Annotated in this window: 17 protein-coding genes; 11 read left to right on the top strand and 6 right to left on the bottom strand. The window is 69.7% G+C overall.

Going from position 1 to position 14316, the window contains the following annotated elements; genetic code table 11:
* Window positions 1–216 precede the first annotated feature (216 nt).
* Genes FHR37_RS12155 through FHR37_RS12130 form a run of 6 tightly spaced genes read left to right on the top strand, consistent with a single transcriptional unit; the run spans window position 217 to window position 6113 of the window.
* Window positions 217–1302, top strand: coding sequence for an ABC transporter permease (locus tag FHR37_RS12155; protein WP_092882859.1), 1086 nt, complete (start codon window positions 217–219; stop codon window positions 1300–1302).
* 2 nt (window positions 1303–1304) lie between these two features.
* Window positions 1305–2222, top strand: coding sequence for an ABC transporter permease (locus FHR37_RS12150; RefSeq protein ID WP_092882646.1), 918 nt, complete (start codon window positions 1305–1307; stop codon window positions 2220–2222).
* A 9-nt stretch (window positions 2223–2231) separates the two neighbouring features.
* A complete protein-coding gene (locus FHR37_RS12145) occupies window positions 2232–3119 on the top strand; it encodes an ABC transporter ATP-binding protein (protein ID WP_092882647.1) in 888 nt (295 codons plus the stop codon).
* Entirely contained in the window at window positions 3112–4008 is an 897-nt protein-coding gene (locus FHR37_RS12140) for an ABC transporter ATP-binding protein (RefSeq protein ID WP_092882648.1), read from the top strand. The genes FHR37_RS12145 and FHR37_RS12140 overlap by 8 nt, the downstream gene beginning before the upstream one ends.
* Window positions 4005–4190, top strand: coding sequence for a hypothetical protein (locus FHR37_RS12135; protein ID WP_092882649.1), 186 nt, complete (start codon window positions 4005–4007; stop codon window positions 4188–4190). The genes FHR37_RS12140 and FHR37_RS12135 overlap by 4 nt, the downstream gene beginning before the upstream one ends.
* Before the next feature lie 48 nt (window positions 4191–4238).
* Window positions 4239–6113 (top strand): ABC transporter substrate-binding protein, encoded by a 1875-nt coding sequence (locus tag FHR37_RS12130; protein WP_092882650.1) that lies wholly within the window; start codon window positions 4239–4241, stop codon window positions 6111–6113.
* 129 nt (window positions 6114–6242) lie between these two features.
* On the opposite strand, the gene FHR37_RS12125 is transcribed toward FHR37_RS12130, so the two are convergent.
* Together FHR37_RS12125 and FHR37_RS12120 are read right to left on the bottom strand one after the other, a co-directional pair.
* Complete coding sequence (locus FHR37_RS12125; protein ID WP_092882651.1) at window positions 6243–7466, bottom strand: ABC transporter permease; 1224 nt, start codon at window positions 7464–7466, stop codon at window positions 6243–6245.
* Window positions 7463–8467, bottom strand: coding sequence for an ABC transporter ATP-binding protein (locus FHR37_RS12120; protein WP_175542435.1), 1005 nt, complete (start codon window positions 8465–8467; stop codon window positions 7463–7465). The genes FHR37_RS12125 and FHR37_RS12120 overlap by 4 nt, the downstream gene beginning before the upstream one ends.
* Before the next feature lie 351 nt (window positions 8468–8818).
* On the opposite strand from FHR37_RS12120, the gene FHR37_RS12115 reads away from it, so the two are divergent.
* Window positions 8819–9118 carry a DUF4193 domain-containing protein gene (locus tag FHR37_RS12115; protein ID WP_092882653.1) on the top strand — a complete coding sequence of 100 codons (300 nt, stop codon included), beginning with the start codon at window positions 8819–8821 and terminating at the stop codon, window positions 9116–9118.
* Window positions 9119–9289: 171 nt separating this feature from the next.
* Here the strand turns inward: FHR37_RS12115 and FHR37_RS12110 are convergent, their stop codons facing one another.
* Window positions 9290–9562, bottom strand: a complete 273-nt coding sequence (locus FHR37_RS12110; protein WP_092882654.1) for a DUF4235 domain-containing protein — start codon at window positions 9560–9562, stop codon at window positions 9290–9292.
* A 139-nt stretch (window positions 9563–9701) separates the two neighbouring features.
* A complete protein-coding gene (locus tag FHR37_RS31485; RefSeq protein WP_269086074.1) occupies window positions 9702–10286 on the bottom strand; it encodes a DUF3093 domain-containing protein in 585 nt (194 codons plus the stop codon).
* A 53-nt stretch (window positions 10287–10339) separates the two neighbouring features.
* Here FHR37_RS31485 and dut point away from each other — a divergent pair, with 53 nt between their 5' ends.
* From dut to FHR37_RS12085, 4 genes are all read left to right on the top strand, one after another.
* Entirely contained in the window at window positions 10340–10825 is a 486-nt protein-coding gene (gene dut, locus FHR37_RS12100; protein ID WP_269086075.1) for a dUTP diphosphatase, read from the top strand.
* Between the two features lies 1 nt (window position 10826).
* Window positions 10827–11600 (top strand): DUF3710 domain-containing protein, encoded by a 774-nt coding sequence (locus FHR37_RS12095; RefSeq protein WP_237768692.1) that lies wholly within the window; start codon window positions 10827–10829, stop codon window positions 11598–11600.
* Window positions 11601–11705: 105 nt separating this feature from the next.
* Entirely contained in the window at window positions 11706–12101 is a 396-nt protein-coding gene (locus tag FHR37_RS12090; protein WP_092882658.1) for an OB-fold nucleic acid binding domain-containing protein, read from the top strand.
* Between the two features lie 2 nt (window positions 12102–12103).
* Window positions 12104–12907 (top strand): DUF3159 domain-containing protein, encoded by an 804-nt coding sequence (locus FHR37_RS12085; RefSeq protein ID WP_175542436.1) that lies wholly within the window; start codon window positions 12104–12106, stop codon window positions 12905–12907.
* A 38-nt stretch (window positions 12908–12945) separates the two neighbouring features.
* On the opposite strand, the gene FHR37_RS12080 is transcribed toward FHR37_RS12085, so the two are convergent.
* The gene (locus tag FHR37_RS12080) at window positions 12946–13629 is read right to left on the bottom strand and encodes a potassium channel family protein (RefSeq protein ID WP_092882660.1); all 684 of its coding nucleotides are present in this window, start codon (window positions 13627–13629) and stop codon (window positions 12946–12948) included.
* Window positions 13629–14291 carry a potassium channel family protein gene (locus FHR37_RS12075; RefSeq protein ID WP_092882661.1) on the bottom strand — a complete coding sequence of 221 codons (663 nt, stop codon included), beginning with the start codon at window positions 14289–14291 and terminating at the stop codon, window positions 13629–13631. The genes FHR37_RS12080 and FHR37_RS12075 overlap by 1 nt, the downstream gene beginning before the upstream one ends.
* Window positions 14292–14316: the final 25 nt, after the last annotated feature.

Raw genomic sequence — 14316 nt, 5'->3', positions numbered from 1 at the left:
ATCCGCAACAAAATCGGGTTACAACTTGCCTGATGTGGTTCCGTTCCGCCCCGGTGAAGGTATACGTTCCGGGTCAGTCAACGTTCCCGGTGCGAATCCGCACAGGGAGCACTGTGTGAAACCACGCATCCCTGTGTCGACAGTGTCGGAACGACCGCGCATTGTGTGCGGAGGCCACCTGGTCGTGCCGGTGATGGGGAGAGCCGGGAGGTGAAGGTGGCTGCGACCGAAAGCCTGGACACGGACGAGCCGGAGAAGGGCTCGAAACCGGCCGGCCGGACATCGTCCACGACCAGATACGTCGTGGGCCGGGTCGTCAAGGCGTTCCTGACGATCTACGTGGTCGCGACCGCCATCTTCTTCCTGGTGCGGCTGCTGCCGGGCAACCCGGTGGACGTCTACATCAACCAGCAGATCGCGCAGTACGGCATGAGCTACCAGGAGGCCTCCAACGCGGCGGCCGGCCTGTTCTCCTTCGACCCGAACGAGTCGAAGTTCATGCAGTACCTCCACTACCTCGGCGGTCTGGTCCAGGGCGACCTCGGCACCTCGCTGCTCTCGCCGGGCTCGTCGGTGACCTCCCAGATCGGCGCCTACCTCCCGTGGACGTTGTTCAGCGTGGGCATCGCGCTGATCATCAGCTTCGTGCTCGGCATCGGCATCGGCATGGCGATGGCCTACCGTCGCGGCGGGATCTTCGACCACGCGATGACGCTGGTCGCCTCGATCACGCACTCCATCCCGAACTTCCTGCTGGCGATGATGATCATCGTCTTCTTCGGCGTCCAGCTGGAGTGGCTGCCGATCGCGAACATGCGCGGCGCCTACTCGCCGGGCGTCCACCCGGAGTTCAGCCTGTACTTCCTGTCCGACGCCTTCTACCACGCCGCTCTGCCGATGTTCGTGTACGTGCTCACCTCGCTCGGCGGCTGGATGCTGGTGATGAAGTCGTCGACGGTGGAGACCCTCGGCGAGGACTACGTGACGGTCGCCCGGGCGCGGGGGCTCACCGACCGCCGGATCCAGGTGCAGTACGTCGGCCGCAACGCGATGCTGCCGCTGTTCACCAGCTTCGTCCTCTCCCTCGGCTTCGTCGTCGGCGGCTCGATCCTGGTCGAGCAGGTGACGCAGTACCAAGGCATCGGCTTCCTGCTCTACGAGGCGGTCCAGCGTCGTGACTACCCCGTCCTGCAGGGCATTCTGCTGATCGTCACCATCTCCGTGGTGCTGGCCAACCTCGTGGCCGACCTGCTCTACAGCCGGGTCGACCCGCGGATCCGCATCACCAGCAAGGAGGGCTGACCGTGACCCAGATCGTCGACACCGGCACGATGCAGCCGGCCCAGGCGCCGGCGCCGGACGAGCAGGGCACGGGCGCGTTCCGCACCTTCGTACGCCAGTTGATGCGCAGCAAGACCGGCTTCCTCGGCTTCTGCGTGTTCACGCTGATGGTCCTGATCTGCCTGATCGGCCCGCTGCTCACCCCGAACGACCTGCCGACCAACACCAACCTCATCTACGGCCCGGCGAGCTGGGGTCACCCGTTCGGCTACGACTCCGAGGGCCGGGACGTGCTGATCCAGGTCATCGACGGCGGCAGGGCGGTCATCCTGGTCGGCTTCCTGGCCGCGCTGATCTCCACCGTGATCGCGGTGGTGTTCGGCGCGCTGGCCGCCTACCTCGGCGGGCGGGTCGACTCGGTCATCGTGACGGCCACCGACATCGTGCTGACGGTGCCGAGCATCATCCTGCTCGCGGTGCTCGCGGCGTTCTACCGCGTGGGCGACTCGATCACGCTGGCCGTCATCCTCGGCGTTCTCGGCTGGCCCGGACTGCTGCGCGCCGTTCGCGCCCAGGTGTTCTCGCTCAAGCAGCGGGAGTACATCGAGGCGGCGAAGCTGCTCGACCTCGGCACCGGCCGGATCGTGATCCGGGAGATCCTGCCCAACATGGCGAGCTTCATCCTGATGAACTTCGTCATCGGCATGACCAACGCCATCTACGCGATGGCCGGTCTGTACCTCCTCGGCCTGGCGCCCATGCAGGGCGACAACTGGGGCATCATGATCAACTTCGCCTGGACCCGCGGCGCCATCTTCTTCGACGGCAGCCTCGGCTACATCCTCGGTCCGGTGCTGTCGATCTGCATCCTCCAGCTCTCGCTCGTGACGATGGCGAGGTCGTTCGAGGAAATTCTGAACCCCCGACTGCGGCACAACTAGGAGGACGCTGTGGGAGAAGGCGTAGTCGAGGGTTCGAACGCGAACCCCACTGGCGAGCCGGTCCTGTCGGTACGCGACCTCGTGGTCGAGTACAAGACCGGGCAGGGTGTCCACGACCCGGCCCACCGTGCCGTGGACGGCGTGAGCTTCGACCTCTACCCGGGCGAGAGCATCGCGCTGATCGGGGAGAGCGGCTGCGGGAAGACCACGCTGGGCCTCGGCCTGCTGCGGCTGCTGCCGAAGCTGGGCTCGATCCCGTCGGGGTCGGTGACCTACCGGCGCCGGGACGGCTCGAAGGTCGACCTGCTCAAGCTCGACAACCAGCAGTTGCGGAAGTTCCGCTGGTCCGAGGCCGCCATGGTGTTCCAGGGCGCGATGAACTCCTTCAACCCGGTGCTGAAGGTCTGGGACCAGATGTACGACACCGTTCGGGCGCACGACCGGTCGATGTCGAAGCGGACGGCGTACGAGCGGTCCGCACAGGTCCTTCGCGACGTCGACCTCGACCCCGACCGGGTGCTGAAGTCCTACCCGCACGAGCTGTCCGGCGGTATGCGCCAGCGGGTGCTGATCGCGATGGCGATGCTGCTGCGTCCGCAGATGCTCATCCTGGACGAGCCGACCACCGCGCTGGACATCCTCACCCAGCGGGCGATCGTCGACCTGATCCACGAGCTGCACGAGCGGCTGGACTTCGCGATGATCTTCGTCTCGCACGACCTCGCGGTGGCCGCCGAGCTGGCCACCCGGGTGGCCACGATGTACGACGGCAAGATCGTCGAGATGGCCGACGTCCGCGACATCTTCTACCGCCCGCAGCACGAGTACACCAAGAGCCTGATCAACGCCGTGCCCACGGTGACCGAGGAACGCAAGGAGGTGCCGACCAATGGCTGACGGCGCGACGTCCGGCCCGCTGCTGGAACTCGACGGCATCACGCAGGTGTTCAGCACCCGTCGCGGTGAGGTGCGGGCCGTCGACGACGTGACCCTGCGGCTCGGGGTGGGCGAGGTGCTGTGCCTGGTCGGGCAGAGCGGCTCGGGCAAGAGCACCACGGCGAAGATCGCCTCCGGACTGCTGCGTCCCTCCGACGGTGTGGTGCGGTTCGAGGGCGAGGACATCCTCGGGAGCAAACGCCCGGACAGGAGCCGGTTCAAGCGGTTCCGGCGCGCGGTGCAGTACGTCCACCAGGACCCGTACGCCTCGCTGAACCCGATCCAGGACGTCTACACCACGCTGTCGGCGCCGCTTCGCCGGCACGGCCTGGTGAAGAGCCGGTCCCAGGCGCGGGAGCGGGTGGCCGAACTCCTCGCCCAGGTGGGCCTCAACCCGCCCGAGATGTTCATGCCGAAGTTTCCCCACCAGATGTCGGGTGGGCAGCGCCAGCGGGTGGCCGTCGCCCGGGCGCTGACCCTCGAGCCGCGGTTGATCATCGCGGACGAGGCGACCTCGATGCTCGACGTGTCCATCCGGATCGAGTTGCTGCGCATGCTCACCAAGCTGCGTACCGAACTCGGCGTCGGCTTCCTGTTCATCACCCACGACCTCGCGATGGCGAAGTACTTCGGCGCCGAAGGCGACATCGCGGTGATGCACGAGGGGAAGATCGTCGAGTACGGCCCGACCCTGCGGGTGATCGAGGACCCTCAGGACAGCTACACCAAGGCGCTGCTGGAGGCCGTGCCCGAGGCCGACCCGGACCTCGCCCGGCGCAAGCGTGCGGCCCGCACCGCGGCCAGGGCGACGGCCGGTGGCGCCCCGGCCAGTGGGGTCCCGGCGGCATGATCGGCCCCGGAGCCGGACTCACGGCGTTCCGGGTGGCGGCGTTCATCGTCGTCTTCTCCGGGCTGTTGTTGCTCATCGTCGAGCCCGGCACGGCACAGTTCGTGATCACCTGTTTCATGCTCGTCATGGGGCTGGTGTTCGCGGCGGCGGTCTTCGTTCTCGTACGTCTGAAGAATCGCTAGGCAGAACCCTCCTAGCGCTGCACTGATCCCTTGATGGGGAGGAACCTGATGAACGCAACACCAGGCCCGTTCGGGCCCGAGCTCTCCCGGCGACGGGTGCTCGAGATCTTCGGCCTCGGTGCCGCGGGCGCCGCGGTGCTGTCCGCGTGTGGCGGCCAGCACAGCGGTAACGGAGGGGGCGGTGGTGGTGGCGGCGGCGGCGGCGGTGGAGCCGGCGGCGGCGGAGGCAAGGGCGGCGAGTTCCACGGCGCCTATCCGTACTCTGTGCCGCCCAAGGGCCACTTCAACCTGATGAGCGGTGTGACCGACTCGATCATGGGTGGTACGCCGTACCAGGACCTCATTCTTCTCCCCGGCGGCATGTACCGCTGGGCGGAGAAGAAGTGGGAGCCCATGCTGGCCGAGAAGTGGGAGTTCGACGCCAAGGCGAAGACGTTCACCTACCACGTCCGGCAGGGCCTTTCGTGGAGTGACGGCAAGCCGATCACCAGCAAGGACGTCGTGACGACGTTCTGGTGCCGGCGGATCATGCGCCAGGTCGAGTGGGACCTGATCGACGACGTGAAGGCCACCGACGGCCAGACCGTGGTCTTCTCGATGAAGAAGCCGTCGACGGTGCTGGAGCGGTACGCCATCCGGCAGGCGATCTTCTCCGACGCGACCTACGGCAAGTTCGCCAAGCGCGCGCAGGACCTGTTCGGCGGCGGCAAGGACCTCGACAGCCCCGAGGGCAAGAAGCTGAACGAGGACCTGCAGGGCTACCGCCCGAAGAACCCCGCCAAGGAGTTCATCAGCAGCGGCCCCTTCACGTTCGACTTCAACAGCATCACCAACGCCCAGCTGACCCTGCTCAAGAAGGACAAGGGCTACGCCACGGACAAGGTGCTGTTCGACCGGATCGTGCTCTACAACGGCGAGGTGCCCACCATCACCCCGCTGGTGCTCGGCAAGCAGGTCGACTACGCCACCCACGGCTTCCCGGTGGCGACCGAGAAGCAGGCGATCAAGAAGGGGATGCGGATCATCCGGCCGCCGGTCTACTCCGGCCCGGCGATCTTCTTCAACCAGGCCAAGCTGCCCGAGTTCCGCGACCCGCGGGTCCGCCAGGCCATCGCGCACGCGATCAACCGCAACGACAACGGCACGTTCGCGCTCGGTGACTCCGGCAAGGGCGTGAAGTTCATGACCGGCTTCTCCGACAACCAGGTGCCGGACTGGCTGACCGACGCCGAGCAGTCCAAGCTCGACAAGTACGAGCTGGACCCGAAGAAGGCGGCCGACCTGCTCACCCAGGCGGGCTGGAAGAAGCAGGGCAGCTCCTGGATGAAGCCGGACGGCAAGCCGGCGTCGTACGAGCTCACCTTCCCGGCGGAGTTCGCCGACTGGTCGGCGGCCGGTGAGAACGCCGCCAAGCAGCTGTCGGCGTTCGGGATCAAGGTCACCGGCCGCGGGGTCACCTTCACCCAGCAGCCGATCGACGTGGACAAGGGCAACTTCGAGCTGGCGATCCAGGGCTGGGGCACCTCCTCCCAGCCGCACCCGCACTTCGCCTTCGTCGCCGACCTGTTCACACACAACATCCCGATCGCCGCCAACCAGGGCGGCAAGGGCATGGGCTTCGAGCTGAAGCAGACCACCAAGGCGTACGGCAAGGTGGACCTCGAGGAGGTCGTGCTGTCCGCGGCTCAGGGTCTGGACGAGGCCGAGCAGAAGCGCAACGTCGCCAAGGCGGCGGTGGTGTTCAACGAGTTGCTGCCGATCGTGCCGCTGTTCGAGCGGTACGGCAACAACCCGTGCCTGGAGGGCGTCCGGGTGGACAAGTGGCCGGCCGACAGCGACCCGCTGCTGCAGAACTCCCCGTACGCCGACAACTTCACCATCATGTTGATGTTGTCCGGCGACCTGAAGCCGGCCGGCAAGTAGGCCCGGTCAGATAGGCCCGGTCAAGTAGGTCTGGTCAGGTAGTCGCGGAGCAGCGAACAGGGAACGGCCCCCGCCCGAGAGGGTGGGGGCCGTTCCCTGTTGTCGCTCCGGCCAGCTGGTGGTCTCGACTCAGCTGGTCGCCTCGACGGAGGCCGGGGTGGAGGAGCCCTTCCGGGCGCCGCGCCACGCGTCCAACAGGGAGATCTTGGCGCCCATCCGCAGGATCGCGCCCTCGTAGATCCGTGCGCCGCTCACCACCAGCGCGGCGATCGCGGCCAGCATCAGCACCAGGGCCAGCCCGATCTCCCACAGCGGTGCGTCACCCCGCGCCATCCGCACCGGCGCGCACAGCGCCGAGAACGGCGGCAGGACCGAGAGCAACCGCGAGATCAGGGAGTCCGGGTTGGAGTTGACGTAGAACGTCGCGAAGAACGACACCATGATGGTCATGCTGGCCGGGGTGATGACGTTCTGCAGCTCCTCCTGGCGCGACACCCGGGCCGCGCTCGCGGCGAACACCGAGCTGTAGAAGCCGTAGCCGAGCACGAACCACAACAACACGAAACCGACCGGGACCAGCAGGTCGGCGGTGACGTTCAGCATGCCGGTGGCGTTGCCCAGCGCGAGGCCGAACGCCGCGATCAGGGCCAGCTGGGCGAACCCGAGGAGCCCGATCCCGAGAATCTTCCCGGCCAGCAGCGCCTTGGTGGAGATCGCGGACAGGATGAGCTCGACCACCCGGCTCGACTTCTCCTCCACGATGCCGAACGCCACCCACATGCAGTAACCGATCAGCTGGCCGTACAGCACGATGCTGCCGATGAACGCGATCTGGCCGCGCTGGTCGGCCTTGGGGTCGGTCGGGTCCAGCGCGTCGACCGCGAGCGGCGCGACCTGCTGGGCCGCCTGGACCGCCGCGGGGTCCAGGCCCGCCTGGCGGAGCCGCTGACCGGCCGCCACGTCGCGGTGTGCGGTCTGGATCGCCGCGCCGATCTGCGGATCCAGCTTGTCCTTGACGATCACCGTGCCGGTGCCGACGTACGCGTCCAGCTTGCCGTCGGTGACGGCGGCGCGGGCCGCGGCCTCGTCGGCGTAGCGGGCGCGTTCGACCGTCACGTCGAGCGCGGTGGCCTGGGTCTTCACCGACGCGGCGAGCTGGTCGGCGTCGGGTCCGGCGTACGCGACCCGGTAGGTGTCGTCACCGCCGAACAGCTTCGGGAGGAACAGGACGACGCCGAGGATCAGCAGCGTGATGACGGTGGAGACCCAGAACGACTTGTCCCGCAGCCGTTCGGTGAGCTCGCGACGGGCCACCGTGCGGGTGGCCTCGACCATGGTCAGTGGGGCGCTCATGCCGGAATCTCCTGGGTGGCCGGGCTGCGGTGGCTGCCGTCGGTGCCGTCGGTGCGGTCGGTGCCATTGGTAGTGGCGGCGCCGGCGGGGGACTGGGGGAGCTCCTCGGAGACGACCTCGCGGAAAAGGTCGACCAGGCTCGGGATGAGCGGCCGGAACTCGTGCACCGGACCGGCGGCGCGGGCGGCGTCGAGCAGGTGCTGCGGGTCGACCGTGGAGGCGAGCTCGACCGTGGTGGCCAGGCTGCCGTCACGCCGGTCCTCGGCGACCACCTCGACGCCCGGAACGCCGGCGGTCCAGCCCGGACCCGCACCGACCGCGACGAGGTAGCGGCGCGGGCGGTTGTGCGTCCGCAGCTCCTCGACCGTGCCGGTGGCCACGATCCGGCCGGCCGCGATGATGCCGACCGCGTCGCAGAGGCGTTCGACCAGATCGAGCTGGTGGGAGGAGAACAGCACCCCCACGCCACGGCGTACGCGCTGGGCGAGGATCTCGGCCAGCGCGTCGACCCCCACCGGGTCCAGGCCGGAGAACGGCTCGTCCAGCACCAGGAACGCCGGGTCGTGGACGAGCGCCGCGGCCAGCTGCACCCGCTGCTGGTTGCCGAGGGAGAGCGCCTCCACCCGGTCACCGCCGCGGTCGGCCAGGCCGAACTCCGCCAGCAGTTCCTCGACCGCGGGTGCGGCGACGTCGGGGGCGGTGCCGCGCAGCCGGGCGAGGTAGACGAGTTGTTCGCGGATGCGCATCTTGGGGTAGAGCCCGCGCTCCTCGGGCATGTACCCGAAGCTTCGCCGGGCGTCGGCGTCGGCGGGACGGCCGTTCCACCGGACCTGCCCGGCGTCCTGTTCCAGGACGCCCATCAGGATGCGCATCGTCGTGGTCTTGCCCGCGCCGTTGGTTCCGACGAAGCCGAACATCTGGCCGGGCCCGACCGACAAGGAGAGATCATCGACGGCGACGCGGTCGCCGTACCGCTTGGTGACACCCACGAGTTCAAGCACCAGGCAAGACTTTCAGGCGTTCGTGGCAAATCAGGTCATCCTCGGGGACGGTTTGTCATCGACCCGGGGTAGGATCCGGGCGCCGCGCATGTCAAACGGCGGGTGAAACCGTGCCTTCGACGACCAGATCGACGACACCTGATCCAGGTGCCTCCGGCCCGGAGCGGGGTAAGGCAGAATCTGCGCCCCGGATCGGGCACAAGTTGAGCCCGCCGAGCGTTAGGTGCTCGATAAGCAGTCCGGACCCGCTGCCCGAGCGCCGCAGACCGAGGGTCCCGTTACACACAGCTACACACAGCGCACAACGACGTGCACACCGCAAGACCCGCTGAGCCAGGGGGAAGAGGGACGATGGCCACCGATTACGACGCGCCACGCAAGACGGACGAGGAGCTTTCCGAGGACAGCATCGAGGAGCTCAAGGCGCGGCGCATGGACAAGAACTCCGGGAAGGTCGACGTCGACGAGGCCGAGGTGGCCGAGACGTTCGAGCTCCCGGGCGCCGACCTTTCGAACGAGGAACTCTCCGTGCGGGTGCTGCCCCGCCAGGCGGACGAGTTCACCTGTTCGAACTGCTTTCTGGTGCACCACCGCAGTCAGCTCGCGTTCGAGAAGAACGGCGGGCCGATCTGCCGGGACTGCGCCGCCTAGGGTCCGCAGGACAGATCCGAGCAGCAGCAGCCCAGCCGGGCAGCCACACCGCCGGGCTGGGCTGGACGGGGAACACAGACCTACGCGTCCGGGGGTGAGCGACCGCCACGTGCGGCGGCTCACCACCGGACGCGTCGTCGTGTACGGGCGACGCCTCGCCGGTGGCCGGCGCTACTTCGACGGCGGCAGCTCACCCGTCCAGCGCTGCCACAGCTTGGCGGCCTGCCGGGTCGCCAGCAGCCGGGCGATGGCGATGCCCATCCCGCTGGCCAGCGCCCAGGTGACCGCTTCCTTCCAGGTCAGGTCGGGGTCCTCCGGGTCCGAGGGCGGCTCGTTGCCGGTGACGTAGCGCCAGCTGGTGTCGACCGCCTTGCGGGTCACGGCGACCGCGGCCAGAGTGCTGACACTCCGTACGACGGTCCATCCGAGTTTCGACCTTTGCACGTGGAAACCTCCCTGTTTTGGTCGAGTCTGGCATGTCGTGCACCCGCTCGCGCGAGATCCCGGTGGCACGGGCGGGGTGTTCGGGACCGGGGCGGACCGCCGGCAGCCCCCGTCGGAGGCGGACCCGGGCCGCCGCGGCTCAGCCGTCGACGGGCCGGGTGCCCGGAGCCCGCTCCAGCGCGGCGGCCAGCCGCTCGGGGTGGCGGCTCGCGACGTACCAGTACGGCGTCGGGTCGGTCGGGTCGGTGATCTCCACCCGTACCCCCCGGGACAGGTAGGGACGCAGGAACATCCGGGCGGTCGCGTCGGCCGCCGGCCCCCGCAGCGTCCGGGCCTGCCCGGTCGTCAGGGCGAGCACCGAGCCGATCGCCGCCCGCGGGGCCCGCGCGGTGCCCACCGAAAGTCCGGCGCCGTCGACCAGGACGCGGGTGCTGCCGAGGTAGCCCAGGCCCGCGCCGCACAGCACTGCCGCCAGGGCGCCGATCACGTGGCCGGGGACGCCCATCGCGTGCTCCGCGGCGAACCACAGCGACGCCACCATCACCGCCGCGAACGCCCACCAGGACGCCGGCACCCACCAGCGTTCGGCGTAGACCCGCCCGGCGTAGGACTCTGGCCCGGAGTCCGGCCCGGGCGCTCGCTCAGGCGTGGGTGACGGCCCCGGCGAACCGGTCCGCGCGGGGCCCACGGGGTGGTCCGGGGTGTGATCCGATGGCGCGTTCACGTCGGCAAGCCTCCCACCGCGAGCGCCCGGGATTGCGGGTAGGGTCGGGCACCGTGACCAGCACGGACGACGTACCGGTGTTGATCCGGCGTCTCGACCCCGACGTGACGATTCCGGCCTACGCCCACCCCGGTGACGCCGGAGCTGACCTCGTGACCACGGTCGACGTGACGCTCGCCCCGGGTGAGCGCGGGGTGGTGCCGACCGGAGTGGCGCTGGCGTTGCCCGCCGGATTCGCCGCCTTCGTGCATCCGCGTTCCGGCCTCGCGGCCAGGCTCGGCGTGTCGATCGTCAACGCACCGGGCACCGTCGACGCCGGCTACCGCGGCGAGATCCAGGTCGTCCTGGTCAACCTCGACCCCCACACCACGGTCGAGTTCCGGCGCGGTGACCGCATCGCGCAGCTGGTGATCCAGAAAGTCGAACGTGCCCGGTTCGTCGAGGTCGACTCCCTGCCGGGGTCGCTGCGCGGCGCCGGCGGCCACGGCTCGACCGGGGGCTTTACCGATGCGGGCCAACCCCGCGGTGGAGGGATCTGACGTGATTTTCCGACGGGCCAACTCCTCACCCGCCGACCTCGACGCGCGCGACCGCCGCCGCCGGGGCCGACGTCCGGCCGACGAGGACGTGCCCACGTACGCCGTCGACGACGAGCAGTCCGGCGCCGGTGCCGACGAGACCGGGGCCGGACGCGGGGCCTCGGGCGACGGCTCGGCGCCGCGCACCCAGGGGCCCTACGACGCCGCCGACGTGGACTCCCTCGACGAGCCGCTGGAGGTGGGCCGGATCGACCTCGGCGGGCTGCAGGTGCACCCCGTCGAGGGGCTGGAGCTGCGGCTCCAGGTGGACGAGGAGTCCCAGACCGTGGTGGCCGCGCTGTTCGTCCAGGAGGACTCCGCGCTGGAGCTGCGGCCGTTCGCGGCACCGCGCACCGAGGGCCTGTGGGGCGAGATCCGTCGCGAGATCGCGGCCGAGACCACCCGGCGCGGAGGCATGGTGACCGAGGGGACGGGACCGTTCGGGCCCGAGGTGAAGGTCGTCGTCCCGGCCACGATGCCCGACGGCCAGCAGGCCACCCAGGCGTCCCGCATCATCGGTGTGGACGGCCCCCGGTGGTTCCTGCGCGGCACGCTGATCGGTCGCGCGGCGGTCGAACCCGACGCCGCCGAACCCCTCCTCGCGGCGATGGCGCAGGTTGTCGTGGTCCGGGGCAAGGGACCGATGGCGCCGCGCGACATGATCCCGCTGCGCCTGCCCGAGGAGGCCCAGCAGATCGGCCCCGAGGACGTCGACGACCCCGGCGACCTGGTCTGAGCGGCTCCACGGTCGCAGGCGACGTTTCCGGTGCGTGAGCGCCGCGCGGCTGCCCGCGTCCGTGCGGGCTCGTCGCGTCCGGAGCCTCCGAGTACGCTGCGTCGCATGAGCGGCGACACGTCCAGGTCGACACGCACCGGTATGTGGCGTCGTGCCCTTTCCAGACTGACCAGCAGCCAGGACGACCTCGAGGCGGCCGAGCTGCAGGACGACGTGCTGGAGGCGGGCTACGACCCGATCCACGGCTGTGCCGACCGTGAGCTGGTCCAGCTGCGCGGCACCATCAAGACGGTGACGCTGCGCCCCCGGGCGGGCACGCCGGCACTGGAGGCGGAGCTGTACGACGGGTCCGGCAAGGTGGCCCTGGTGTGGCTCGGCCGGCGCCGGATCGCCGGCATCGAACCCGGCCGCAACATCATCGTCCGCGGCCGGATCGCCGTGCACGACGACCGCAGGATCATGTACAACCCCCGCTACGAGCTCAGGCCCCTGGGAGAGTGACCGTGACCGACGGACCGTCGCCCCGCCCAGACGACGACTCACCCGGCCGGCCCGCCGAGCGCACCGAGGCTCCCGAGCGCGCCGGGCACTCCGCGACTACCGAGCACCCTGAGGCTCCCGAGCGCGCCGAGGCGCCGGCGGGGGAGGACGAGGACGCGTTCTCCCTGTTGCGCGTCTTCGGCGGGTGGAACGGCCTGCTGGACGCGGGACTCCCCGGTCTGGCGTTCGTCGCCACCTTCACCATCACCGGCCAGCAGCTACGGCCGGCGCTGATGGTGGCGATCGGGGTGGGCGTGGTGTTCGCGGCCGTCCGGCTGGTACGCCGTGACCCGCTGCAGAACGTCGTCGGCGGCTTCTTCGGGGTCGCCATCGCGGCGCTGATCGCCAACGCCACCGGCAAGGCCGCCGACTTCTACCTGCCCGGCCTGTTCATCAACGCCGCCTACGCGATCGGCTACCTCGTCGCCAACCTGGTGCGCTGGCCGCTGATCGGTGTCGTGGTCGGGCTGGCCGCCGGTTGGGGCACGGCCTGGCGTGACGACCCGGTGCTGTTGCGGGCATTCACCCGGGCGGGCTGGTTGTGGTCGGGGTTCTTCCTGCTCAAGCTCGCCGTCCAGCTGCCGTTGTACCTCGCCGACCAGGTGGTCGCGCTCGGCGTGGCCAGGGTGGTGATGGGCTGGCCGCTGTGGCTGGTCCTGCTCTGGCTGACGTACGTCGTGGTGAAGGGCTCGGTGCCGCAGGAACACTTCCGCGCGGTCAAGCAGGCCGCCGAGCGGATCGCCGCCCGGCAGCACCCCAACAAGTAACCCGCCCGGGAGGACCCCGAGTAGCCCGCCCGGCCCGATCAGCCCTGGCGGGCCTTCTTCGCCTGGTGCGGGCACAGCAGTTCCTGGAGTTCCTTCTCCCGCTCGGTGACGGCGACGAACAGCAGCTCGTCGTGCGCCTCCAGCGGCGTGTCTCCGGTGGGCACCAGGACCCGGCCCTCGCGCACGATGGTCACCAGCACGGTGTCGGGTGGCCAGGAGACGTCCTGGACGCGGTTTCCGATGCAGGTGGAGTCGGACGGCAGCGTGAGCTCGACCAGGTTGGCCTCGCCCTGGCGGAAGGTGAACAACCGCACCAGGTCACCGACCGAGACCGCCTCCTCGACCAGCGCGGCCATGATCCGGGGAGTGGAGACCGCGACGTCGACTCCCCAGGACTCGTTGAACATCCACTCGTTCTTGGGGTGGTTGACCCGGGCGACGACCCGCGGCACGCCGAACTCGGTCTTGGCCAGCAGCGACACGACGAGGTTCGCCTTGTCGTCGCCGGTCGCGGCGATCGCCACCTGGCAGCGGTGCAGCGCGGCCTCGTCGAGCGTGGACAGTTCGCAGGCGTCGGCCAGCAGCCACTCCGCGTTGGGCACCGCCTCGGCCTTGGTGGCCCGCGGGTCCCGGTCGATCAGTAGGACCTCGTGGTCGTTCTCGAGGAGTTCGGCGGCGATGGAACGGCCGACGTTGCCGGCCCCGGCGATCACGACACGCATCAGACGTCCTCCGGTCCGGTGGCGAATGCGGCCTCGACCTTCGCGATGCCGTCCTCCCGCATGATGACGTGCACCAGGTCGCCGTCCTGGATGACGGTGTCCCGGTGGGGGAGGATCCCCTCGCCGAGCCGGGTGAGGAACGCCACCCGGGCGCCGGAGGCCTGCTCCAGGTCGCTCACCCGGTGGCCCACCCAGGCGGACCCGATGTGCACCTCGGCCAGCCGGACGGTGCCGGTCGGGTCGCGCCACTCCGGCTCCGAGCCCTCCGGCAGCAGCCGGCGGATGATCTGGTGGGTCGTCCAGGGGATCGTGGCCACGGTGGGGATGCCGAGCCGCTGGTAGACCTCGGCCCGGCCGGGGTCGTAGATGCGGGCCACCACGTTGTCGACCCGGAAGATCTCCCGGGCGATCCGTGCGGCGAGGACGTTGGAGTTGTCTCCGCTGGAAACCGCCGCGAACGCACCGGCCTGCTCGATTCCCGCCTCGATCAGGACGTCCCGGTCGAAGCCGATTCCGGTGACGGTGCGGCCGGCGAAGTGCGGGCCTAGCCGGCGGAAGGCCTCGGCGGCCCGGTCCACGATCGCGACGCTGTGGCCGCGGTCCTCGAGGCTGTGCGCGAGTGTGGAACCGACCCGGCCGCAGCCCATGATCACGATGTGCACAGTGTCCTTCTTCGCACGATCTCTC

This window comes from Actinopolymorpha cephalotaxi, assembly GCF_013408535.1.
In the GTDB taxonomy this organism is placed as follows: Bacteria; Actinomycetota; Actinomycetes; order Propionibacteriales; family Actinopolymorphaceae; genus Actinopolymorpha; species Actinopolymorpha cephalotaxi.
The sequence above is the reverse complement of the archived record's forward strand: the minus strand, read 5'-3'. Positions and strand labels throughout refer to the sequence as shown.